Genomic DNA, 24,520 nt, shown 5'->3' on the forward strand with positions numbered 1-24,520 from the left:
GTCGGTGGGCAGTGTCCGGGTGGGTGAGGGGGCGCGCCCGCTTCAGGCCGCGGTGGCGGGAGTAGCGAGGGGACGGCGATCCGGGAGTGACCGTGCGTTCTCGGCGGCACCCGGCACCCGGCACCCGGCGTACGGCAAGAGGACGTGTGTCACAGGGGGATACGGTTCCGTCGGGCGGGGCGGGACCCTATCGTCGGGCCCATGTTCGCTGTCTACGCCGCCCGTATCGACCGTGACCAGCCGCTCAGCGGCCTCGAGTTGGGGGAGCGTCCGGCCCCCGGGGCCCGGCCCGGCTGGAGCGTGGTCGATGTCAGGGCCGCTTCCCTCAACCACCACGACCTCTGGTCCCTGCGGGGTGTGGGCCTCCCGGAGGACCGGCTGCCGATGATTCTCGGCTGTGACGCCGCCGGCGTCGACGAGGACGGCAACGAGGTCGTCCTGCACTCCGTCATCGGCCAGACCGGCCACGGAGTCGGCCCGAAGGAACCCCGTTCCATCCTCACCGAGCGCTACCAGGGCACGTTCGCCGAGCAGGTCGCCGTACCGACGTGGAACATCCTGCCCAAGCCCAAGGAGCTCTCCTTCGAGGAGGCCGCCTGCCTGCCCACCGCCTGGCTCACCGCCTATCGGATGCTGTTCACCAACGCCGGTGTACGCCCGGGCGACTCCGTGCTGGTGCAGGGCGCCGGTGGTGGTGTCGCGACGGCCGCGATCGTGCTCGGCAAGGCCGCCGGGCTGAGGGTCTTCGCGACCAGCCGGGACGAGGCCAAGCGCAAGCGGGCACTGGAACTGGGTGCCGTGGAAGCGCTGGAGCCGGGTGCGCGGCTGCCGCGGCGTGTGGACGCCGTCATCGAGACCGTGGGTGCCGCGACCTGGTCGCACTCGGTGAAGTCGCTGAAGCCGGGTGGCACGCTCGTCATCTCCGGCGCCACGAGCGGTGACCGGCCCTCCCACGCCGAACTGACCCGGATCTTCTTCCTGGAGCTGAAGGTCGTCGGTTCCACGATGGGCACCAAAGAGGAACTGGAGGACCTGCTCTCCTTCTGCGCCGCCACCGGTGTACGTCCTGTCGTCGACGAGGTGCTCCCGCTGGACCGGGCCCGTGAGGGCTTCGAACGGCTGGAGTCGGGCGAGCAGTTCGGGAAGATCGTGCTCGCGACCACGTGAGGCCTGCGGCCGCCTGAGGCTGTCGCTATTCCTTAGGTATCCGTAGTGATGTGTCACTCGTGGGAGTCCTTGCCCGTGTGTCGGGCACCGGCGCCGACATCGCAGGCGGAAGCTGCCGCTCGCCGACGGGTGAGACTTCCCGTACCGCGTGTGCCCGTGGCGTGCTGCGCACTGGAGTGGAGGAGAAGACCGGTCGGCTCCTGCCCGCCGCTGCCCTGATGGAGAGGGTGGGCTGGGCCGCCGGTCTGGTGTCCGGCATGGTCGCCTCACTGCTGGCGGAGCACTGGAACGCCGCCGATGTGGAGATGCTGGCCTCGGGCCTGGACGCGGGCGGCCAGAAGTTGCCGTCGAACGCCTGGATGGCGCTGCGGCGCCTGGGCTGGACGGCTGCCGCGCCGGAGGGCGTCCAGGTCAATGACCGGATCGTGCGGATGGCGCAGGAGCAGGCCGGGCGCACCCTGCGGTCCGTGAAGTGGCGGGCGGATGTCACTGCGGGGGTGCTGGCGACGTGGCCCGCCGATCCGGGCAGACGCACTTCTGAGGAGTGGGATGCGGTGCGTGCGGCGGTGCCGGGCGGACAGTTCCTGCCGGGCAGTGTGATCAAGTCCCGTACCTGGCAGCTCACCGCCTTCGCGCGCGAGCACGGGCGGCTGCCCGTGGATGTGTTCGAGGCGGAGGCGGTGCCGCGCACGGCGCGGATGCTGCTGCTGTCGTCGTGTGACGGGCAGCAGGCCACGATCGAGCGCGCCGACGGCGACCCCACGCGGGCACTGTTGCGGTTGCAGCTGCCCACCCGTTGCGACCCGCGCTCCTACCGGGACTGGACGTGGGTGTCCTGCCCGATCACGCTGCCGCCCACCGTCCCGGCCGACGCGGTACTGCACCTGCCCACCCTGCGCCCCCACCGGGACACCGTCCGCGCCGACCTCGCTTACACCCACGCCGTCCCGAAGGCCCGGCGCACCGGCCACCGGGTCGCGCTGGGCGTGGACTGGGGCCTGAACACGCTGTTGAGCGCGGGCGCCGCTCGCCTGCACGACGACGGCCGCATCACCACCCTCGGTACCGGCGCCCAGTTCCGGGCGGGCGGCGTACGGGCCAAGCAGCACCGGCTGCGCCGCCTGTCCGAGCACCTGCACACCAAAACCGGCCACTACGAGCGGCTCACCGGCGACGACGCCGATCATCCCCTGGCAGCCCGCCGCGCGGTCCTGACCAGCGAGACCCGCGCGGTGTCCGAGCGCCGCTCGCACCTCAACGACGCCCTGGCCGCCTCCGCCGCCCGCTGGACCGTGGACCAGGCCATCACCGCCGGTGCCACCGTCATCTACCTCGAAGACCTGCGCTCGATGGAAGCGCGCGACATGGGCAGCAGCATCAACACCCGCCTGTCCCAGGCCGTGCGCGGACAGATGGGTCCGGGGCATCCGGGCCCGCCGTTCGCGTTCTGTTTCTGTCAACTGAGGTTGACGCGCGAGGGGATGTCAACCTAGATTGACGCCATGAGTGAGGCAACGGATCTCGCCCAGCGGGCGGGCGATCGCGACCCGCGGGTCGGACTGCGGGCCGTCGCCGCGCTGCGCAGGCTGATGGAGCAGTTGGAGGCCGTGCAGGTGCGCAGTGCGCGCAATCAGGGCTGGTCGTGGCAGGAGATCGCCGCGGAACTGGGAGTGAGCAGGCAGGCCGTGCACAAGAAGTACGGGAGGCGATGATGTTCGAACGTTTCACGCAGGACGCCCGTGCCGTGGTGAAGGGGGCCGTCGAGCACTGTGAGAGGTCGGGATCGCGGACGGTCGACGCCGAGCACATGCTGCTGGCCCTGATCGATCGCGGGGCCGGTCGGGGTTCGTTCGCGCTCGCCGAGCTCGGGCTCGCCGAGCGCGGGGAGTCGGTGGCGCGGGCCTTGGAGGAGGCTCGGCGCCGGGCGGGGCTGTCGCAGACCGAGGCGGAGGCGCTGGCCGGGCTGGGCATCGATGTGTCGGAGATCGTCGCGCGGGCGGAGGAGGTGCACGGTGTGGGCGCCATGTCCGGTGGCCGGAAGGACAAGGGCCGGCGGGGCGGGCACCGTTCCTTCAGCCGGGGGGCCAGGGATGTGCTCGAAAGGTCGCTGCGTATCGCCGTCGCCCGTCGTGACCGGCGCATCGGGGACGAACACATCCTGCTTGCCCTGACCGCCCGCCCGGGCGTCGCCGCGGAAGTCCTCGCGGATCACGGCGTCACACACGAGTCGGTGACGCGCGTACTTCACGGAGGGGGCGGGACAAAGGCGGGGTGACCGGGAGGCGACCGGGCCGAGCGCAACGAACCGGCTGTGCCGCGTTGACCGGGATCTACCCCGGCCACTGTTCCCGGCCCGCCGGCCGTGTCGGCCGTGTCGGCCGCGCCGGTCGTTCCGAGCGGGGCCGGACCGGCCGTGTCACGCCGCGCCAGACCGGCCGTGCCGGGCCTGCCGCGCCCGACCGGCGCCGCCGAGCCGGGTCGAACGGGGCCCGCCGTGCCGGACCGGAACTGTCGTGCTCAACCGGTACCGCCGAGCCGGGTCGGCCGTAACCGCGCTGACCTGGGTCGTGCGGCCGAGTCGGCTCCGCTGAGCCCTGCCGGGCCGGGCCCTCCGTGTCGGATCGGGCCCGTCGTGCGGTGAGCGCGAGCCGGACCGGTTCGGTGTTGCCGGGTCGGCCCGGTACGGCGGCAGCGCTACGCCTTCGGGGTTCGGAGCAGCGCACCGATGTGGGCTGCCGCTGTGGACAGATGGCGGCGGGCGTCGCGGAACTGGGATTCTGTGACGCCGTGGTCGCGGGCCGCGTCGCGGATGTCGTCGCGGAAACGGTCGAGCAGACGGTCGAGGTCACGGGCGGGGTTGCCCGTGGAGGCCTCGTGGGTCCAGGAGGGCTCGTACTCGGCGGGGAAGTCCTCGGGGGTGGTCGTGTACTCGGGGGAGGGCGTGCCCTTGCCGGCCCTCTCCGCCGTTCCTCCCTGGCGGCCGAACGCGAAGTCCCTGCCGTAGTCCTTACCGAACTCGCCGAACTCCTTGGCCAGTTCCGCCAGACCCTCGCGGACGCCGGTCGGCCAGTCGCCCCGGGCGAAGTGGTCCTGGACCTGTTCCTGGACACGCCTCGCGATGCGCTGGACCTCCTCCTGGGCCTGTGTACGCGCGCGCTCCTGGGCCTCCTCGGCCTGGCGGCGGGCCCGCTGGGCCTCCTCGCGGGCACGGCGGCTCTCGTCCTTCGCGCGGCGTGCCTGCTCCTTCCACTCGTGCCTGACGCGGCGCATCTCCTCCTTCGCCGCGCGCCAGGCATCCTTGTCGGTGGAGCCGCCGAACTCGCCGAGCGGGCCGTACTCCCCGGCCCCCGCCCCGGTCCCGTTCCTGGCACCCGTGCGGGCCTCGCTCGCCGCCGCCCGCATCTCGCGGCGCAGGTCGCCCGCCGCTCCGCGGACATCGGCGCGGATCTCCGCGGCCAGCTCCGCCACCGACTCACGGATCTCCAGCTCCAGGTCGGCCAGCTCGCCGCTTCGGTCGGCCAGCTCGGCACGGCCCGCGTCCGTGATCGCGTACACCTTGCGGCCGCCCTCGGTGGTGTGCGTGACCAGCCCCTCGGCCTCCAGCTTGGCCAGGCGGGGGTAGACCGTGCCCGCCGAGGGCGCGTACAGGCCCTGGAAGCGCTCTTCGAGGAGGCGGATCACCTCGTAGCCGTGGCGTGGGGCCTCGTCCAGCAGCTTCAGCAGGTAGAGGCGGAGGCGTCCATGAGCGAAGACGGGGGGCATGTCAGAGCACCTTCTTGTCGTTCGGGCCGTCGGACGCGTGGTGACCGGACATCGTACCGGCGGATACCGCCGGCTCCGGTTGCTCGTCCTCCCAGGGCTCGTCCTTCGACGGTGGCCTGCGGAGCAGGGCGATCGAGCCCGAGACCGTCGTCGCCTTCAGCCGTCCGTTGCCCTCGCCCAGCCGGCCCGTGATCCTCTGCGCGCCCCAGGGGCCGCTGACCCGGAGGTCGTCGAAGGCGTTGGAGATCGTGCCGCTCGCCGTGCCGGCCTCGACCTCCGCGTCCGCGGGGTGGGGGAGCCGGACGGCGATCTCGCCGGAGACGCTGGTCAGCCCGACCTCCGTGGGGCTGCCCGCGGGGTTCAGGTCGAGGACGATCGAGCCGCTCACGGACTCCGCCCTCACGGTCGCGCAGGACCCCTCGATGACGGTCAGGTCACCGGAGACGGAGCTCATCCGCAGGGCACCGGTGACTGCCTGGGCCGCCACGTTCCCGGAGACTGTCGTCGCGCGTACCGGGCCCGAGAGGCCGACCAGGGTCGTGTCACCGGAGACGCCCTTCACCTCCGTACGCCCGTCGACACCGGAGACAACGGCCGTGGCGCCTATCACGCCCACTTCGACACGCGTGCCGGCCGGAACGGCCAGGGAGACCAGCACGTTGCGCCGCCGGCCCTTGCGGTCGAGCCACTTCAGGAGGCCCTTCCAGGGGAGGTCGTCATACGCCACCGTCAGCGTGCCGTCCTCCTGGGTCACCGTCAGGGGAGGGCCCTCGATGTCGGACACCTCGAGACGGGCGGAACCCTCGTCCGTGCCCACGACATTCACCGTTCCGTTGACGACGCGCACATGGAGCGCCGTCACCGGGTCATCGAACGTGAGCTTCCTCGGCTCGGTGACGGACCACTCAGGCATGGTGCTGACCTCCTCGGCGGGCGCGGACACACCGTATCGACACGCCATATCGCGTCTTCTGTATTCACGATATATCGCGCCCATGGGAAGTCAAGACACCCGTTCCGGTGGTCTCATGGGACGAATATGAACAAATCGCCCTGAGGGTGGGCCGGTCGCGGCCCACCGGTGCCCGACGACGCCCGCTCTACTCCTCGTCCTCGTCGTCCAGCCGCGCCAGCCAGGTCGCCAGGCGCTCCACCGGTACCTCGAAGTCCGGGTTGAGGTCGACGAACGTCCGCAGCTGCTCGGCGAGCCACTCGAAGGTGACCTCCTCCTCGCCGCGCCGCTTCTCCAGCTCCTCGATGCCGCGGTCGGTGAAGTACATGGCTGCTGCTCCGTTGCTGTCCAAAGGGCTGGTGGGCTTGGGAAAAGGATAGAAGGTCCCAGGGAGGCGAATCCCCGAGCGCGAGTGCCGAAGGGCCCGGCCCGAGTCCTGGTGACTCGGGCCGGGCCCTATGGTGAACACAGCGATCACTGGTCGATCGGCTTGAGGCCGATGAACGGCCAGGAGCCCTGGTCGGCCGACTGTGGCTCAGGCCTGCTTGAGACGGCTGTCGATGTCCGCCTCGGCACCGATCGTGAAGACACGTACGAGCGGCACGAACACGATCAGTGATCCGACCGCGAAGACGGCCAGTGCCACCGGCGCGGAGAACAGTTCCGCCAGCACACCCGCCAGTCCCGCACCCACCGGGGTCGAACCGAAGGCGAACAGCCGGAATGTGGCGCCGAAGCGGCCCATCATGGCCGAGGGGACAAGGGTCTGCATGACCGTGCGGACGTTGACCGTCCACATCGTGCCGCCGATACCGCCGAGGACGGCGGCGCAGCCGACGGCCCACTTGTCGGTCGTCATCGCCGGGGCCGCCATCATCGCACTGGTCAGAAAGGTGGTGATGACCATCGCCCAGCGCCGCCCGAAGAGCCGGTTGAACCAACCCACGACGAGCGTGCCCGCGATGCCGCCCACGCCCAGCGCGCCGACGAGCAGGCCGTAGTCGGCCGGGCTCAGGCCCATGTCGTCGGTCGAGTACAGCGGCATGATGGCGAACCAGGCGCCCCAGCAGGAGCCCAGCACCGCCACCACGGCGGCCAGCATGCGCAGCAGTCGGTGCTGCCACAGGAACTGCAGGCCTTCGCTGATCTGCTCGCGGACGGACGGTTCCGCCGCGTCACCCGTGGTCGCCGCCCGGAACCGGTAGACCAGGAGCACCAGGACCGCAGCGGTCAGCCCGTAGCCGACCAGGGTCGCACCGAGTGCGAACGACGCGCCCACGCCGACCAGCAGACCACCGAGGAACGGTCCGGCGAACTCCTGGCACACCGTTTCGGCGCCGGCCACCCAGGTGTTCGCCCGTTCCCGGCCGGAAGCCGCCACGACGTCGGGGACGAGCGCCGCGGCGGACGTCATGGCGATCACCTCGGCGACGCCCAGGACAGCGCCGCAGATGTAGATGGCCGGCAGGTTCAGCATGTCCGAGACGGCCAGCACGAGCAGTGCGCCGACGACGACGACCTGGATCCCGTTGGCCAGCCACACCAGCTTGCGCCGGTCGACGCGGTCCACCAGCACCCCCACGTGCAACGCGGTGAGCAACCACGGCAGTGACAGCGTCAGCATCACGCCCGAGATGAGGGCCGGGGACTTGGTCAGCGAGGTGGCCACCAACGGGAGAGCGATCTTCATGACGCCGTCCGCGAGATTGGTGACGGCGGTGAACACGACCAGCACCGCGGTGTTCCGCCCGCCGGTGTCGGTCGTGCCCACCTCATCCGCAGGCCCGGCCACGACGTGGTGATCAGACGATGATGTCGACTGCTCCGTCGCTTTCGCGCCTTCAGTCATCAGAACTCCGTTCGCTGCGGACTGGCATTCGTGGGTTGGGGGGTCTGGTCTGCGGATCACATGGTGGTGTCCACCCGGCGGCGGAGAACGGGGCGAGTCGGCCGCGTGTCCACCGGCCGAGCGCTGAGCGCGGCCACGGTCGGTGATTCGAACAGGTCGCGGACCGTCAGGTCGAGGCCGGTGGTCGTCCGGATGCGGTTCACCACCCTCGCCGCGAGCAGCGAGTGTCCGCCGAGGTCGAAGAAGCTGTCGTGGACGCCCACGGTGGGCACCCCGAGCACGTCGGCGAAGACATCGCACAACGCGCTCTCGCGGGCGTTGCGAGGTGGTGTCCGCGTGCCCTCCGCGCCGATCTCCGGCAGGACCAGGGCCCGGCGGTCGAGCTTTCCGTTCGCGGTGAGCGGCAGCACGTCGAGCACCACGAAGGTGGCAGGCACCATGTAGATCGGCAGCTTGGCCCCGGCGAAGGCCCGCAGTGAGGTGGGCGTCGGCCGGTCGTCCCCGGTCGCCGACGGAGTCACGAACGCCACCAGCCGCTGCTCGCCGGAGCTGAGCCGGTCTGCCACTACGGCCGCCTGCGCGACGTCGGGACAGCCGAGAAGCACGTTGACGATCTCATCGAGTTCGATGCGAACGCCACGGATCTTCACCTGGTCGTCGACGCGGCCGAGGTACTCGATGCCGCCGTCGGCGCGGAAGCGCGCACGGTCGCCGGAGCGGTACATGCGGGTTCCGGGCGGGCCGAAGGGGTCGGCCACGAAGCGGCTGACGGTCAGGTCGGGACGGTCGAGGTAGCCCCGGCCCACGTTCTCGCCGGCGAGGTACATCTCTCCGGCGATTCCGGGCGGCACCGGCCGCAACGAGTCGTCGAGGATGTGAATCCGGCAGTTCCCGACCGGCCGGCCGATCGGGGCCGTCGCCGGCCACCGGTCCACATCGCCGGGCAGGACGGTCGCGGTGACGACGTGCGTTTCCGACGGCCCGTACTCGTTGTGCAGCTTGATGTGCGGCCGGTCCCGGAAGAACCGCACGACCTGCTCGGTCAGGCGCAGGGCCTCGCCCGCCTGGAGGACGTGTCGCAGGTTCGCCAGCTCCAGCCCCAGTTCGTTGGCCGATTCGCAGACCGCGCTCACCACGAGATCGGGCGCGAACAGCTCGGTGGCCCCTTCCCGGTCCAGCCAGCGGGTCAGCTCCACCGGGTCGAGCCGGATCTCCTCCGTGGGCACGAGCAACGCCTTGCCGTTGAGGAAGGCGCTGAGGAACTCGTGGATCGACACGTCGAACATGAGCGAGCTGGAGTGCGCGACCCGGCAGCCTTCGCTGCCCGGACACACGGATCGTCCCCAGGCCAGCAGATTCACCATCACCTGGAACTGGACGACGACACCCTTGGGCTTGCCCGTCGATCCGGAGGTGTAGATCACGTAGGACGCGTTCTGGGGCCCGGCGATCCCCAGCAGTTCGTCCGGAGCCAGGTCGGCCCCGGAGAACGACTCGGTGATGTCGGCCCATCCGGCCTCGTCCAGCTGCACCGAAGGCACTCCGGGCAGCAGACCGGAATCGAGCGTCAGCGCCAGCGCGGGTTGTGCGTCGCTGACGATGTAGGAGCGGCGGTCAGCCGGATAGTCCGGATCGATCGGCAGGTAGACCGCGCCTGCCTTGAGGATCGCCACGAAGGCGATCGCCAGGTCGATCGAGCGCGGCAAGGCGACCGCGACCCGGACCTCCGGGCCGACGCCTCGGCCGACCAGGAGTCTGGCGAGCCGGTTGGCGCGCTCGTTCATCTGGGCATAGGTGAGCGACGTGCTGTGGTCGGCGATGGCCAGGCTGTCGGGTGCGTCGGCCACGCGCTGTTCGATCTGAGCGGCCAGTGACGCCGTCGGCAGCGGCATCGTGGTCTCGTTCCACTCGCGGAGCAGCTCGCGTTCGCGGGTGCTGATCAGATCGATCGTCGTGATCCGCTGATCCGGGCTGGACACCATCGCCCGCAGCAGCCGCTCGAGGCGTTCGACCATGGCCTCGACGGTGGAGCGGTCGAACAGGCTGGTCGCGAACTCGACGGTGCCTGCCACGCCGCCGTGCTCGCCTGCGCCGTCGATATGTTCGGCCAGGTTGAACAGCAGGTCGAACTTGGCCGTGTCGGTGCTGAGCGGGGTGACTCGGTCGGCGAGGGCAGGGGCTTCGAAGCGATCGCCGTTCACGTCCTCGAAGATGAGCATGGTCTGGAACAGCGGGTGCCGCGCGGACGAGCGCACCGGGTTGATCGCTTCGACCACCGCTTCGAACGGCACGTCCTGATGTGCGAGTGCGGCCAGGGTGCTGGTGCGCACGCGGTCCAGCAGTTCACGGAACGTCGGCTCGCCACCGAGGTCCGTGCGCAGCACGACCGTGTTGACGAAGAATCCGACGAGGTCGTCCAGTGCTTCGTCGGTGCGGCCGGCGACCGCCGAACCCAGCGGAATGTCGTCACCGCCGCCCAGTCGGTGGATGAGGGCGGCCAGTGCGGCTTGCACGGCCATGAACACCGTGCAGCCGCACGAACGCGCGACTGCGGCGAGCTCGCGGTGCAGGCCGGCGTCCAGACGCACCGCGATCCGGTCGCCCCGGTAGTCGGCGACGGCGGGGCGGGGCCGGTCGTACGGCAGCGCCAGCTCTTCCGGCAGGCCGCCGAGCGTGTCGCGCCAGTACCGCACCTGCCCGGCGAACCGGCTGTCCGTATCGGCGGGATCGCCGAGGACTTCCCGCTGCCACAGGGTGTAGTCGGCGTACTGGACCGGCAGCGGACCGAAGTCCGGTGCGCGGCCGTGCGAGCGGGCCAGGTACGCGGCGTTCAGGTCGCGGCTGAGCGGGATGTCGGACCAGCCGTCGGTGGCGATGTGGTGCACGCTCAGCAGCAGAACGCGTCGGCCGTCCGTGACATCGAGAATCCGGGCTCGCACGGGCGGCTCGCCGGTGAGGTCGAACGGCTCGGCCGCCTCGGCCGCGATGGCCGCGTCGAGCTGGTCGCCGGTCACCGTCACCCGCGGCAGCGCCGGTGTCGCGGCGGGCCCGTCCAGTACGTGCTGGTACGGCTCGCCGTCGAACTCGGGAAAGACCGTACGGAGGCTCTCGTGCCGCTGCATCACGTCCGCGAGCGCGTACCGCAGGGCCTCCACGTCGACCGCGTCGTGCAGTGGCAGTCCCACCGTGGTGTTGTAGGTGGCTGACGGGCCCTCCAGCCGATCGAGGAACCACAGCCGTCGCTGCGCGTACGACAGGGGCACACGTGCTGGGCGGGTGCGGGGTTCCAGCGTCGCCGACGCGGGCTCCGAACTCGCCAGCCGCTCGGCCAGCCGGGCCACGGTCGGGGCCTCGAACAACGTCTGCACGTCGACCGCCGCGTTCAGGGTCGACCGGATCCGGCTGGCCAGGCGGGCCGCGGTCAACGAGTGTCCGCCCAGGTCGAAGAAGTTGTCGTCCGGACCGACCCCAGGCCGCCCCAGCACACTGGCGAAGAGCTCGCACAGGAGTCGCAGGCGCGGATCGCGGACGCTCGACGGTGTGGGCGATGCCGCGAACCGCGGTGTGGGCAGTGCGGCCCGGTCGACCTTGCCGCTCGCGCCGGTCGGGAACGATTCCAGTGCCGTGATCGACTCCGGGACCAGGTGGTCCGGCAGCAGTTCCCGCATCCGGGCGACGGTCCGGTCGGCGGAGAAGTCACCACCGGCCGTCGGCACCACGTAGGCCACGAGGTGCTTCTCGCCGGCATCGTCCGACCGGACGACCGCGACCGCCTGTGCCACGCCGGCGGCGCGGCGCAGGACGGCTTCCACCTCACCGAGCTCGATGCGATGCCCGCGGAGCTTGACCTGATCGTCCGTCCGGCCGTGGAACAGCAGCGTGCCCTCGGGTGTCCAGCTCACCCGGTCACCGGTCCGGTACATGCGCGCGCCCGGATCGGCCGTGAGAGGGCACGCGACGAACCGGTGCGCCGTCAGGCCCGGCCTGCGGAGGTAGCCGTCGGCCAGCGCGCCACCCGCGATGTACAGCTCGCCCACCATGCCCGCCGGCACGGGCTGCAGCCGGTCGTCGAGCACGAAGCACTGGAAGTCCGCGATGGGCCGGCCGATCGTGACCGCCGCGTCGGACGCCACCTCGATGCCCGTCGTGTCGACCGTGCCCTCGGTCGGACCGTACGTGTTGTGGGCGACCACACCGGGACTCCCGGCGAGCCGCTGCCACAACCGCTCCGGCATCTCCTCTCCGCCGACGACGCACATCAGGGGCCGCTGTCCGGGCCGGACCAGCAGACCTTCCTCGATGAGCGCCTCGAAGTAGGTCGGGGTGCCGTCGACGTAGTCGATGCCGACGTCGTTGACGTACTCGACCACCCTGGCCGGGTCCCGGCGCGTTCGCTCGTCCAGTAAGTGCATCTCGTGACCGGCGAACATCAGCAGAAGGGCCTGCAGCGAGGCGTCGAAGGACATCGACGTCGCATGGGCCAGCTTGAACCGGGTGTCCCGGGACCGACCGGTGGTCTCGGCGAATCCGGCGATCTTCTGCCGGTACTCGCCGGCCAGGCCCGCTACACCGGTGTGCGGCACGACGACACCCTTGGGAGTGCCGGTCGATCCCGACGTGTATATGACCCACGCCGGGTGGCCGACCCGAAGCGGCCGCACCCGGTGGAGATCGGTCGGGTTGCCCGCGTCCGTCGCCGCCAACGAGTCCAGAGACTCCTCGTCGAGCACGAGGGTCGTCGCGGCGTCTTCGTACCGGTCGGCCCCTTCGGCCGAGTCGGCGATGATCAGACCGGGCCGGGCGTCGGCAGCCATCAACGCCAGGCGAGCGGACGGATATGCCGGGTCGAGCGGGAGGTAGGCCGCGCCCGCCTTCACCACGGCGATCGTCGCCACGACGGTGCGCACGTCGCGCGGGAGGGCCAGGCCCACCAGATCTCCCGGACCGAGACCACGCCGGATCAGCTCGTGTGCCAGCCCGTTGGCGAGCCGATTGAGGCGGTGGAAGGTGAGGGATGCCGAACCGGCCGTCACCGCGGGCGCATCGGGTGAGACGGCCACCTGGTCCTCGAACAGGGCGGCCATGGTTCGTCGCGCCGGACTCATCAGATCGCTCCTCCCTTGTCCATGAGCTCGCGGAGGCTCTTCGGCCGCATGTCCGTCCAGCGGGCCTCGACGTACTCCAGGGCGGACTGCCTGCCGGCGGGGCCGAAGACGGACCGCCAGCCGGCGGGCAGGGTGGCGAAGGCCGGCCACAGGGAGTGCTGGTCCTCGTCGTTGACCAGCACGTGGAACTCGCCGTCTTCGTTGTCGAAGGGGTTGGTGGTCATGATCGTTTCTCCCCCGTCCCGGCCGACGGGGCCGACATCCACCGCGCGAGGCCCCGGCTCTTTGGGGACTCGCGGCAGAACCCGGTGCTCTCGAACGCGTACGCGATCTCTTCTCGCGCGGCGTCGGACACGAACGAGCCGGTCATGTCATCGCCACCAGCGTCGAACGCTTGCCGGAGTAGGGCCTTCTCCCGTGGGCGAACTGCTCGTTGTCGATGACCACGACGTCACCGGTCTGCCACGGGAACGTGATCTCCTCCGCCGCGTACGCGGCGCGGATCCCGGCCAGATCGGCCGGGTCGAGCGGGCTGCCGTCGCCGTACATCGCGTTGCGCGGCAACTCGTCCTCGGCGAAGCTCTCGCGCATCACCTGCTCGACACCGGCGGGCAGCGAACTGACGTGGAACAGGTGTGCCTGGTTGAACCAGACCTTCCTTTCGGACGTCCGTGACACCACGGTCGCCTGCACCACATGCCTGGTGCGGAGCCTGTCCCCGCCCAGCCACTCCGCCTGGATGCCGTGCTCGCGGCAGTATGCGTCGACGTCGCCGCGGTCCTCGGTCTGGAACGCCTCCTGCCAGCTCAGATCCATGCCGTTACCGAAGTTCCGCACGTACATGACACCCCGCTGCTCGAAGCGATCACGGGTCGCGGCAGGCACGCGGTCGTAGATCCGGGCGCTGTCGGCGAACGGCGTCTCACCGCCGTCGGTGGCCGGGATCATGCAGGCGAAGAACAGCGTGCCCGGCCAGGAGTCCGTGTACGACATCTCGTTGTGCAGCGGAATGGTCTGGTCGGCCGGGTATTCGGTCGAGGTGAAGACCTTCCCGCTGACTCGTGTCCGCGGGGTGGAACGGTTGTTGTAGTCGAGCAGGTCTCCGCCCATCGCCGTGGCGAGCTCGGCGAACCCGTCGGCGTCCAGCGGGCTGAAGCCGCGCAGCAGGACGGCGCCGTGCTCGTCGCGCAGCCGCTTGAGCATGGAGCCCGAGCCGGCCAGCCATTCGCGGGCGTCGAGGCGGGCGACCGTCGGTGTGCACACCACCATCCGCGTTCCGCCGGACAGTGGCGCCACCCGGACCAGTGCCTCGCCGCTGACCGAGATGGATTTTCGCGCGCGGCCGAGACCGCTCATCGTCGGCGCGGGTCGGGTCATCGTTCTTCCGCCTTCTGCAGGAGCAGCTCGTCGATGAACTCGGCGAGCTCCGACACGACGGGCTGTTCGAAGAGATTCCGCAGCTTCACGTCCACCTTGAACTCGTCGCGCAGCTTGTAGATCAGCTGGGTCGCCAGCAGCGAATGGCCACCGATGTCGAAGAAGTCCTGGTCGGCGCCGACGTCGTTGAGCAGCAGGAGCTGCGCCATGATGTCGGCGACCTTCTTCTCGGTCGGGGTCCGGGGCTCGACGGTCGAAACCGAGCCCGCGTTGTAGGCGGAGGGCGCCGGGAGCATCAACGCGTCGATCTTCCCGGTGCTGGTCATCGGGAACGAGTCCAGCGCCACGAGGTGCGTGGGGACCATGAACTCCGGCAGGCTTTCGGCCAGGGACTCGCGGAGCCATTCCGCCGGTCCCCGGCTGCCGTCGGCGTCGGTCAGGTATCCCACGAGGTGCATGTTCGTGTTCGCGTTGGCCACCACGACGATGCTGCCCGTCACCCGTGGATGCCGGCGCATGACCGCCTCGATCTCGCCCAGCTCCACCCGGAACCCGCGCACCTTGATCTGGCGGTCGACGCGGCCGACGAACTCGAGGCTGTGGTCGGGGAGCAGCCGCACCTTGTCGCCGGAGCGGTACATCCGCGCTCCGGGGGCCTGGGAGAAGGGGTCGCTGAGGAATCGTTCCTTCTGGTCCGCCGTTCCGGCGAGATAGCCCTGGGACACCGAGGATCCGCCGATCCAGAGCTCTCCCGGAACGCCGACGGGCACGGGCTGGCGCTGGGAGTCCAGGACATAGGCGCGCGCGTGTCGCATCGGCTTGCCCAGCGGCACGGTGGAGGCCAGACCGGAGATCTCGCTCGAGGTGATCTGCCCGCACAGCACGCCGACGGTCGTCTCGCTCGGACCGTAGTGGTTGTACAGCCGGCAGTCGCCGATGAAGCCCTTGAGCATGTTGTACGTGCCCCAGCCGAACGGCTCGCCGCCCAGGACCAGAGCCTCGCGGGGCAGCAGCTTCCGCGGGTCCTCGGCCACCGTGATGACCGCCTCGAGATGCGTTGGCGTGATCTTGATGAGGTCGTGGCTCTCCTCGGCCAGCAGCTCGGCGAGTGCCTGAGCGTCCGAGGAGACGTCCGCGGCGACGACCCGGAGCCGGCCTCCGGTCATGAGCGGCGGGAACAGCGCCGTGTTGCCCAGGTCGGTGCCCAGGGTGCTGAGCGCCACCGAGTCGATCGGGCCGGTGAGTCCCAGCCGGTCCACCACACCGTCCAGGTAGGCCGCGAGCTGCCCGTGGCTGACCAGCACTCCCTTCGGCGTTCCGGTGGAGCCCGAGGTGAACAGCACGTAGGCGGGGTCGTCGTCCGCCGTGTCCACGTCGGGACGCTCACTGCTGCGGTGCGCGCAGACCGACAGGTCCGGGTCGACAACGATGACGTCGCAGTCCTGCGGAAGGTCCGGTACGCCCTCGGCGGTCGCCACCACGTGGCGGAAGCCCACCGCGGACGCGATGGCGGACCGGCGTTTCGCGGGCAGACGCGGGTCGACCGGAACGTAGCCGGCACCCGCCTTGGCGATCGCCAGTAGCGCCACGATGGCCACGTCGGAACGTTCCAGGCCGAGTCCCACCAGGTCCCCGGCGGACACACCGCGTTCGGCGAGCTCGTTGGCCAGGCGGTTCGAGGCCTGGTCGAGTTCGCGGTAGCTCCAGTCGCGCGTCTCGGTCCTGAGCGCCGTGGCCTCGGGGGTGCGCTGCGCGGCCTGTTCGACCTGCCGGTGCCAGTGCATCGGGGCAAGGCTCGGGGGCTGGGCGACGTTGGTGGACTCGACGAGCGCTCGTGCCGCGTCCTCGTCGAGCATGGCGAGCGTCGGCACGGCGGCCGAACGGTCGCCGCACAGGGCTGCCAGGGTGGCACGCAGGCAGGTCATGATCGCCTCGGCGCCGCCCTCGGCCATCCCCTTGGCCTGATGGCGCAGCGTGAGACGGATCTCCTCACCCGTCCCCTGCACCCGCAGGCCGATCTTGCGGGCGTCGTCGGACGGCTCGATCCACAGGTCGGAGAAGGCAGGAGCATCCGGCGAGTCGAGGCTCGCGACATCGCTGAAGGTGAAGCCCGGCAGGGTGGTCACGTGCTGCTTGGGCGGCACCACGGAACTCTCGTCCGCCTGCTCGAACGCTTCGAGTTCCCGGTCCACCGCACGCAGCAGGTCACTCAGCGTCGTCTCGTCGGAGATGTCGGCGAAGACCGGCATCGGGCTTTCGAAGAGCCCGATCGTCGTGTCCAGCTCGCGGAACGTGCGCCGTGTGAGCATCGTGTCGACCGCGAGGCTCGCCGGTCGTCCGGTGGCGTGCCAGAGTGCGGCGAGCCAACCGGTCAGCAGAACGGTGCGCAGGCCGGCGCCGCACTCACCGCCGAGGCCGCGCAGCTCCTGGGCCAGCGGCGCCGGGATCGTCCACTCCAGGTCCTCGTGAGCGGTTTCGCCGGAGCGGAGTTCGAGCGGGAGGTGCCGGGGAGGCAGGGCAGCCAGGCGCGTCTGGCGGTCGGCGGCGGTCTCCCTGTGCTGCTGGGTCGGTACGGCCTCCTCGAACTGCCACTGGGCGTAGTCGGCGTACTGGGTCGCGATGTCCCGCTCCCACGGCGTTCCGTTGCGCCGCGCGGCGTACGCCTGTCGCAGATCGCGGAAGAAGATCTCGACGGAGGCGTCGTCCATGCTCATCCGCGGCGCCGACAGGACGAGTGACCACCGCTCATCGGTGTGAGTGAAGAGGACGAGGTCCACTGTGCACTCATCGAGGTCCGCGTGCCGTGCCTCACGGACGATCGCGGCCAGGGCCTCGTCGTCACCCGAGCTCTCCGACACCCGGATCCGCGGTTCGTCCTCGATCACCATCAGCACGGCGCTGTTCTCGCCGAGGACCTTGCGGTAGGCGGTGCGGAGGCTTTCGTGCACCGACGCCACATCGTGGGCCGCGCGCTCGAGCAGCTCACGCTCCAACGGGCCCGCGAGGTGGACACCCGCCACCGTCCGGCTCGCCAGTCCGCCGGAAACGAGGCCGAGGACGTGCTCCTGCTGCCTGGACAGGCGGAAACCCTCCCAGGACTGGGATGTCAGTTCTGTTCCGGATCGATCCACAGTTCGCCTCCCGTAAATTTGTTCCACGTTTTGATTGCGTCGGGGCCGAGATATTCGGCGGCCAACTTCCAGAACCCCGAGTACTCCGTCGGCACGTCGATCAAGGTGTGGCCGACCTGCGGTGGCAGGTGCGCCATGACGTCACAGAGCTTCATGCGGAGTAGATCCAGGAACTGCTCCCGGTCCAGCGGGATGTCCTCGCCGGTGCGCCGGTCCTTGAGTTCCGGAGTTCCGTTCGGACGCATCACCCGGCGGAAGCTCTTCCCCAGCGACGCGTAGCTCATGACGGAGAAATGGAAAATCATCTGCTCGATATCGGGGCCGACGATCTCCCGGACCTTGACGCGCTTGCTGTCCGGAATGGAGTCGACGTCGTCGTTGTGCAGGCCCTCCGTCCCGTAGGCGCCATGAAAGAGCCCAGCGACACAGACGTGCTCTTTGGCCTTCATGTCCTGGAGAATGGAGCAGACCCGGTACAGATGGTCTATCAGACTCTCGTCCTGGTGCGCGACCTTGTTCAGGCCCAGACGCATTAGATCGCTACGATACACCTCAGTGTCAAGCATTCAACCTCACTCCTTGGAGTTTGCTCGCTGTTGGGATTCGATGGTCCGGGCATGGCTCGGACGCGCCGAAAAGAGCGCAGCGCCATGTTTCGCTGGAATAGAGATGCCCGCGCCGATCATAATGACATGGACCGGCCGTCGAACGCTTCCCATTAAAGCCACCGGTAAGCGCAACTCGATAATGTTGGTCTGGGAGCCGAAAACCGGCATTGGTTGTGTACTGCCGGAAAACCGGTACGCGGCGCTCAAAGCGTGTTTCATCGCCACCGGGGACGGCGAGGTGATTTCCCTGCTCGCCGGTCCGGGGAGCGCGGGCAGCCGGACGAGCCGCCGGCAGACGTCGTCGAACAGGTGGCACCCGTGAATTGCCCGTACGAATCGGGTGTCCTTGTCCTGCGCGATGTCAGGCCGGTCCTGGGTGCTCAAGGCCTCAATTGGCGCGGTTGAGCCAGGTGATAACCGGTTAGTCGATCATGGTGTCTCTCGCCTCTCGGGCGTGGACTGGACTGCCGTCTGGAGTTTGACCGGTTTCCTTCGAACCGCTGTGAGGGCACGAGGAGGATTCATCGATGCCAGCGGCAGCTCCGGCTTGGACACAGCCGTTCGCAGCAGTGCGACGAACTTCTCCGCGAGGTTCTGCATCGTGCCGCGCTCGAAGAGGTCCGTGCTGTACAGCAGCTCTCCGGAAACTCCTTGGCAGTCACCTTCCTGGGATTTCGACTCGGTCAGGCCGAGCCACATGTCAGAACGCACGACGGGGAACCTGACGGGCTGGTCCGTGCACTCCACGCCCGGCAATCGGAGGGTGTCGCCCTTCTCGTTCACGTTGAGCACGATCTGGAAGAGAGCCTGCCGGGACAGCGAGCGCTGCGGGTTGAGCTCTTCCACCAGGCGGTCGAGCGGCACGTCCTGGTGGCTGAAGCCCTCCAGGACCACGTCCCGGACTCGGCCCAGCAGCTCCTCGAAGGTCGGGTCGCCCGAGGTGTCGACCCGCAGGACCAGCGTGTTGATGAAGAAGCCGACCAGGTCGTCCAGTGCTTCGTCGGATCGGCCGGCCGTGGGGGCGGCGATAGGGATATCGTGCCCGGCTCCGAGCCGTGTCAGCGTTGCCGCCAATGCGGCATGGAACACCATGAAAAGGCTTGTCCCGGTCCGCTTGGCCAGTCTGGTCAACGCCTGGTGAAGTTCCGCGTCCAGGAACAACCGCACGCTGTCGGCGTGATGCGAACTGACCGCCGGGCGCGGCCGATCATACGGCAGGGCAAGCTCTTCGGGAATGCCCGCGAGCGCCTTGCGCCAGTACTGTAATTGCCGGCTGAGCAGGCTCAGCGGATCGGATGCCTCGCCCAGTAGCTCGCGCTGCCATTCCGCGTAATCGGTGTACTCCACCGGGAGGGGTTCCCAGGCGGGCTCCCGCCCCTCGACGCGCGCACAATAGGCCGTCGACAAGTCTCGGAAGAGCGGCCCCAGCGACCAGCCGTCCATCGCGATGTGATGCATCACGAGCAGCAGCACCTGATCCTGCGGCCCCAACTCGAAAAGCCACGCCCGTAACGGAAGCTCTGCGGCCAGATCGAAACCCCGAACCGCCTCGGCCGTCAGCCGCTCCGCCAGATCGGCATCCGCCGCCACCACGTTCAGCGGGACCTTGACCTCATCCGGCTCCAGAACCCGTTGCCAGGGAATGCCACCCACATCGGCGAAAACTGTCCGCAGACTGCTCTGCCGTACCACCGTGTCCAGCAAGGCCGCACCCAGCGCGGCCCGGTCCACGACCCCCCGCAACCGCAGTGCAACAGGCACATTCCAGGTGCCATTGGAATCTTCGAGCTGATTGGCGATCCATAATCGCTGCTGCGTCGGCGATGACTGGATCACGCGAGTTCTCCCCGCAGGAGCGCCCCACGAAGATGACTGCGAGTGAGTTGTGGACTGTACGGCGCCGGGCCTGGTCCGGTGACGAATCTTGAGGGTGGCCATCCAGAGGCCTTGCCAGGATTCAGGCCGTGGCAGTTCGGCATGACCTTCGAATCGGGCTGTTCCCCAACCAATGCATGCCGCCATGGAACGGCCGCCGAGTCGCTGATGTGACCAACAGCAGACATGGTGCAACCACGCATCGCAGTCCTTCCCCCGTGATGGTTAGCGACCTCGGCAGTCTTTCTGATGTTCGCCAAGCGGCACAAGGCTTGATCTTGGACACGTCTCGATCATGTGGCGAGGGGTGGGTCCGGTCTCGTTTCCTTGGTGATGCCGGTGGGTCTCGTGGGGCGTGAGGTGGCCCAAATCGCAGGTGCCTCCCGCAGGCACCTGCGGTTCTGGTGGGTCTCGGTGAAGGTGAAGATGTCGGCTCGCGCGCCGGTCCGGTCGTCCCGGACGGGGGGTCGATCTCCTTTTGGAAAACGGCGAAAAACTTTCCTTGGCAGCGTTGTCGAAGCGGACACCGGTTGCCCGTGCTCTGCCGTAGCCCCGACTCGCCAAGGGTCCCCGGGATCGGGCGGAGGGGCCCTCAGAGTGGGCCTTCCCCTCGGATGAACCGGGGCATCCCGCTCACCGGTCGCTCTCTTTCGGAAGGGGCCGGTGGCTCGTTCCCGTGGCCCGATCGTCCTGGACGGGTCGGCTGCGAGCCTGCGCAGTCGCCAGGGTCCCTCCCGGTCGGCCGCGTCCAGTCCGTCACCCGACGGCACCGGCGCCCCGCTGTGGCCTGCCCGGCGCCGTTCGCCTTCTTCGCCGGCTCCGCAGGCTCTCCGGTTCTGCTACCGGCTCCCCATGAGCGCGGTCGCGTCCCGCTCGAACTCCCGTCGGCGAGCCTCTTCTTGACGTCGATCGCCAGGCGCCCCTAGGCTCGAAATCACTGACCTGCCGGTAAGCAAGTTTGGTGGCGGGTCTCATGCGTCTGTGGTTCAAGGGGGTCGGTGGTGGCCGAGGGATCAAGCCCGGCGATGCCGGCCGAGGAGCAGGCCGAGCGCCGGAATCTGTACGCGGCCGTGGTGGCCGCGCTGCTGGCGATGCTGCTCGGCGCCCTGGACGGCATGATCGTCGGCACGGCGATGCCGCAGGTCGTCGGCGAACTGGGCGGCGTGGACCGGCTGTCCTGGGTGGTCACCGTCTACCTGCTGGCCATCGCCGTCTCCACGCCCGTGTGGGGCAAGCTCGGCGACATGTTCGGCCGCAAGAGCGCCTTCGTGGTGACCGTCGTGGTCTTCGTGGCCGGGTCCATGCTGTGCGGGGCGGCCCAGGACATGAACCAGCTCATCGCCTTCCGGCTGCTCCAGGGTATCGGCGGCGGCGGGCTGATGGTCAGTGCGCTCGCGCTGGTCGGCACCCTGATCCCGCCGCGTGAGCAGGGCCGCTACCAGGGCCTCATGTCGGCTGTCATGGGCCTCGCCATGGTCAGCGGCCCCCTGGTCGGCGGCGTCATCACCGACCACCTCGGCTGGCGCTGGTGCTTCTACGTCAACCTGCCGGTCGGCGCGGTCGCCCTGTTGCTGATCGCCGGCCTGCGGCTGCCCCGCTTGCCGCGGACGGGAGCGCGGGTCGACTACCCCGGTGCCCTGCTGCTCACCGCTGCCATCTCCGCGGTCGTCCTCGTCACCACCTGGGGCGGCAAGGAGTACGCCTGGACCTCGCCTGTGCTGTTCGGTCTGGCGGCCGTCGGCGTGGCCGCGTGCGCGGCACTGCTCGTGGTCGAGCGGCGGGCCGCGGCGCCCATGCTGCCGCTGACCCTCTTCAAGTCGGCGAACTTCTCCCTGATCACCCTGGTCGGCGTGCTCCTCGGCGCCGTGATGACCAGCGCGGTGACCTTCCTGCCGATCCTCGGCCAGTCGGCCCGGGGCACCTCGGCGACCGGTTCGGGGCTGCTCCTGCTGCCGATGTTCGCCGCGCAGATGGCGGTCGGGCTCGTCGCGGGCCGGTTCATCACCGCCACCGGCAAGTACAAGATCGTGGTGCTGGTCGGTGGGGCGTTCATGGTGCTCGGCACCCTCCTGCTCGGCACGGCGGGGGCCGGGGCAGGGGCGGTCGTCCAGGGCGCCTGCATGGCCGCGCTCGGCGTCGGGATGGGCCTGCTGACACAGACGACGGTGCTGGTCTCCCTGCAGAGCTCCCCGGTCGAGGACCTGGGCGCCGCGTCCGCCACCGCCACCCTCGCCCGCACCCTCGGCGGCTCCCTCGGCGTCGCCGTCAGCGGGGCGTTCTTCGCCCGGGCCCTCGGGGACGCCGCTCCGGCCGGCGGCGGGGCGCCGGCGTCCGAGGGGGGCGCCGTCCTCGATCCGGCCGCACTTGACGGGCTGTCCGGCGCGGCCCGGGACGCCGTGCTGGACGGCACGACCCAGGTCTTCCTCTTCACCGCCGTGCTCGCGGTCGTCGCCCTCACCGCCGCCTTCCTGCTGAAGGAGGTGCCTCTGCGGGGTGCGCCCACGGCCGGGGACGACACACCGGACGAGGACGGCACCGCCCACGCCTCCGCACCCGGAACCAAGGAAGTGTCATGACAGAAACCCCCCTGCGCCTGGTCGTCATCGTCGGCAGCCATCGGGCGGGCCGGTTCGCCCCGACGGTGTCCCGCTGGCTGCTGGGCCAGCTGGAGCAGCACCCGGAGTACGAGGTCGACGTCGTCGACGTCGCCGAGGCGGGCTTCGGCGTCGAAGGGCCGTCGCCGACGGCGTCGCTGCCCACGCTGGAAGCGGCCGGGGCCTCGGCCCCGCGGATGGAGGCCGCCGACGCCTTCCTCGTGGTGACCCCCGAGTACAACCACAGCTACCCGGCGGCCCTCAAGAGCCTCATCGACTGGCACCGCACCCAGTGGATGGCCAAGCCCGTCGGGTTCGTGTCGTACGGCGGCCGGAGCGGCGGTCTGCGCGCCGTCGAGCACCTGCGGCAGGTCTTCGCCGAGCTGCACGCGGTCACCGTGCGGGACACCGTCAGCTTCCACTCGGCACACGAGCAGTTCGGCCCGGACGGGGAGCCGGTGGAACCGGAGGGGCTCGCCTCGGCCGCCAAGGCCCTGCTCGACCAGCTCGGCTGGTGGGCGGGCGCGCTGCGGAAGGCAAGGGCCGAGAAGCCCTATCTGCCCGCTTCGACGGGCGTGTAGGTTCGTCGCCTGCCTCTTCCGCCGGCGTCGGCTTCTGCCCCCAGGCGCCACCCGCCCCGCTCCGCCTACGCTCCGTTTCTGCCGTGTCGCCGGCCTGTCCGCTCACCGCCGAGCCCGCGGCGTGCCCGCGCCGTGGGCTCGGCGTCCTCATGAGCGGGGTCATGCTTCTGCAAAACTCCCGCCGTGTGGAGCGCCTTCGGGCGTTGCAGTGCGGCGCCGAGTAGTGACGGCGGTCCGCCCGAACCCGGGCGGACCGCCGTCGCGTGCGCTCGGCGGCCGGGCGCGGGACCGGTCAATGTCGGCCGTTTGGCGCAACGTAACCCCTCGAACGCACTGCGTTACCCAGCCCGGCAACCGGTGAAACAGAGAAGTCCGTGATCTTCGGCATTCTGCTCCGAGGTGGCATCACTTCTGTATACGCCCTCGTGGTGGCTTCACTGGAGCAAACATATGCGCATTTCTTCATGGTCTGTACAGCTGGTGCCACTGCCCTGCCGTCAGGTAAGTCCTTGACAAGGCCATGACTCCGCTTGTTACGTTACTTCCGGCAGGGACGGTGGCGGGGGAAAATTCTCGGGCGAGAAGGTCGGCGCGAATTGACCGACCTGTCACCCGGACCATTTGCTCTTTTTTGCCGGTCGCGCCGTCCTTGACACGTGTTGGATAGGAAAGGCGAGCTATGCAGGTCTTACTTGCCGAATCCGACAGGCAATCGGGGGAAGAGCTCCGGCTGGCTTTGCGGCGGCATGGGTACGAGATGGAAGTGGCTGACAGCGGTGCGAGTGCCTTGCGTTCCTATGGTGAATTCGACCTCATACTGCTGGACCTGGAGTTACCGGACATCGATGGCCTGGAGGTCTGCCGGACCATAAGACAGGAAAGCGATGTCCCCATCATATCGTTCACCGGGCACGGTGCCGAAATAGATCGCGTTCTTTCGCTTCAAGCAGGCAGTGACGACTGCATTGTAAAGCCTTTTGGGATGCGCGAATTACTGGCCCGTATGGATGCGGTGATGCGCCGTGCCGCAGTGCGTGTCCGCCGAGACCGGGCCATTTCCTATGGTTCGCTGCGAATCGACGGGGAAGGTCGTCAGGTCTTTCTTGGGGGCGAAGTCGTAAAGCTGACCCGCAAGGAATTCGACCTGCTGTACCTGCTGGCGTCGCAGCCGTCGGTGGTCTTCACCCGCGAAGAGCTGATGCGCCAGGTCTGGGGAGCCAAGGCCGGCGGCGGGGCGCTGGGCGCCAACCTCTCGCGGACCATCGACACGCATGTGAGTTCGATCAGAAGCAAGCTCGGCAGCAGCGACTGGATCATCACCGTGCGCGGTGTCGGATTCCGGTTCGGCCGTTGACTGCGCGGACGGCGCGGTCCAGCGGGCTGACAACGTAGTCAGTCGGCGAGGTGGTGTTCCGGCGGGCGGGCAGGGGCGGTCGAAGGCCCCGGCCCGCCCGCCGTTTGCACGTGTCTGCGGTCGGCTGGGGGTCTGTTCTGCGAGCGTCCTCGCTCCGCCCCACCC

18 protein-coding genes are annotated in these 24,520 nt (G+C 69.4%); 7 read left to right on the forward strand and 11 right to left on the reverse strand.

The features are described 5' to 3' along the window. Positions 1-201 precede the first annotated feature (201 nt). The 4 genes from FNH04_RS17065 (at position 202) to FNH04_RS17080 (ending at position 3,442) form a co-directional block, all read left to right on the forward strand. Complete coding sequence (locus FNH04_RS17065) at positions 202-1,167, forward strand: zinc-binding dehydrogenase (protein WP_152785142.1); 966 nt, start codon at positions 202-204, stop codon at positions 1,165-1,167. A 161-nt stretch (positions 1,168-1,328) separates the two neighbouring features. Next, positions 1,329-2,660, forward strand: coding sequence for a transposase (locus tag FNH04_RS17070; protein ID WP_228031440.1), 1,332 nt, complete (start codon positions 1,329-1,331; stop codon positions 2,658-2,660). Positions 2,661-2,669: 9 nt separating this feature from the next. After that, positions 2,670-2,879, forward strand: coding sequence for a helix-turn-helix domain-containing protein (locus FNH04_RS17075; protein ID WP_152785144.1), 210 nt, complete (start codon positions 2,670-2,672; stop codon positions 2,877-2,879). Further along, positions 2,879-3,442, forward strand: coding sequence for a Clp protease N-terminal domain-containing protein (locus FNH04_RS17080; protein ID WP_152785166.1), 564 nt, complete (start codon positions 2,879-2,881; stop codon positions 3,440-3,442). The genes FNH04_RS17075 and FNH04_RS17080 overlap by 1 nt, the downstream gene beginning before the upstream one ends. 419 nt (positions 3,443-3,861) lie before the next feature. On the opposite strand, the gene FNH04_RS17085 is transcribed toward FNH04_RS17080, so the two are convergent. The 11 genes from FNH04_RS17085 to FNH04_RS17135 form a co-directional block, all read right to left on the reverse strand. Further along, positions 3,862-4,929, reverse strand: a complete 1,068-nt coding sequence (locus FNH04_RS17085; protein WP_152785146.1) for a PadR family transcriptional regulator — start codon at positions 4,927-4,929, stop codon at positions 3,862-3,864. A 1-nt stretch (position 4,930) separates the two neighbouring features. After that, positions 4,931-5,842, reverse strand: coding sequence for a DUF4097 family beta strand repeat-containing protein (locus tag FNH04_RS17090; protein WP_152785148.1), 912 nt, complete (start codon positions 5,840-5,842; stop codon positions 4,931-4,933). A gap of 187 nt (positions 5,843-6,029) precedes the next feature. Continuing rightward, the gene (locus FNH04_RS17095; RefSeq protein ID WP_023586593.1) at positions 6,030-6,209 is read right to left on the reverse strand and encodes a DUF6104 family protein; all 180 of its coding nucleotides are present in this window, start codon (positions 6,207-6,209) and stop codon (positions 6,030-6,032) included. A gap of 207 nt (positions 6,210-6,416) precedes the next feature. Beyond that, on the reverse strand, positions 6,417-7,652 hold the full coding sequence (locus FNH04_RS17100) for an MFS transporter (RefSeq protein ID WP_322723197.1): 1,236 nt from the start codon (positions 7,650-7,652) through the stop codon (positions 6,417-6,419). 134 nt (positions 7,653-7,786) lie between these two features. Next, complete coding sequence (locus FNH04_RS17105; protein WP_152785152.1) at positions 7,787-12,835, reverse strand: non-ribosomal peptide synthetase; 5,049 nt, start codon at positions 12,833-12,835, stop codon at positions 7,787-7,789. Then, on the reverse strand, positions 12,835-13,059 hold the full coding sequence (locus FNH04_RS17110; protein WP_152785154.1) for an MbtH family protein: 225 nt from the start codon (positions 13,057-13,059) through the stop codon (positions 12,835-12,837). Before FNH04_RS17110 ends, FNH04_RS17105 begins: the two co-directional genes overlap by 1 nt. 142 nt (positions 13,060-13,201) lie before the next feature. Then, a complete protein-coding gene (locus tag FNH04_RS17115; RefSeq protein WP_228031441.1) occupies positions 13,202-14,212 on the reverse strand; it encodes a TauD/TfdA family dioxygenase in 1,011 nt (336 codons plus the stop codon). Beyond that, a complete protein-coding gene (locus FNH04_RS17120) occupies positions 14,209-17,343 on the reverse strand; it encodes a non-ribosomal peptide synthetase (RefSeq protein WP_322723198.1) in 3,135 nt (1,044 codons plus the stop codon). Before FNH04_RS17120 ends, FNH04_RS17115 begins: the two co-directional genes overlap by 4 nt. After that, complete coding sequence (locus FNH04_RS17125) at positions 17,319-17,909, reverse strand: DUF6817 domain-containing protein (RefSeq protein WP_152785156.1); 591 nt, start codon at positions 17,907-17,909, stop codon at positions 17,319-17,321. Before FNH04_RS17125 ends, FNH04_RS17120 begins: the two co-directional genes overlap by 25 nt. 6 nt (positions 17,910-17,915) lie before the next feature. Continuing rightward, positions 17,916-18,335 (reverse strand): hypothetical protein, encoded by a 420-nt coding sequence (locus FNH04_RS17130; protein WP_152785158.1) that lies wholly within the window; start codon positions 18,333-18,335, stop codon positions 17,916-17,918. Between the two features lie 45 nt (positions 18,336-18,380). Beyond that, complete coding sequence (locus tag FNH04_RS17135) at positions 18,381-19,787, reverse strand: condensation domain-containing protein (protein ID WP_194236709.1); 1,407 nt, start codon at positions 19,785-19,787, stop codon at positions 18,381-18,383. Positions 19,788-20,851: 1,064 nt separating this feature from the next. Here FNH04_RS17135 and FNH04_RS17140 point away from each other — a divergent pair. The 3 genes from FNH04_RS17140 (at position 20,852) to FNH04_RS17150 (ending at position 24,355) form a co-directional block, all read left to right on the forward strand. Next, complete coding sequence (locus FNH04_RS17140; protein ID WP_152785172.1) at positions 20,852-22,402, forward strand: MFS transporter; 1,551 nt, start codon at positions 20,852-20,854, stop codon at positions 22,400-22,402. Next, a complete protein-coding gene (locus FNH04_RS17145) occupies positions 22,399-23,001 on the forward strand; it encodes an NADPH-dependent FMN reductase (protein ID WP_152785162.1) in 603 nt (200 codons plus the stop codon). The genes FNH04_RS17140 and FNH04_RS17145 overlap by 4 nt, the downstream gene beginning before the upstream one ends. 679 nt (positions 23,002-23,680) lie before the next feature. Continuing rightward, positions 23,681-24,355 carry a response regulator transcription factor gene (locus tag FNH04_RS17150; protein ID WP_152785164.1) on the forward strand — a complete coding sequence of 225 codons (675 nt, stop codon included), beginning with the start codon at positions 23,681-23,683 and terminating at the stop codon, positions 24,353-24,355. The last annotated feature ends 165 nt before the right edge of the window (positions 24,356-24,520 follow it).

Origin of the sequence: Streptomyces phyllanthi, from assembly GCF_009377205.1 — a bacterium.
Lineage (GTDB): Bacteria > Actinomycetota > Actinomycetes > Streptomycetales > Streptomycetaceae > Streptomyces > Streptomyces phyllanthi.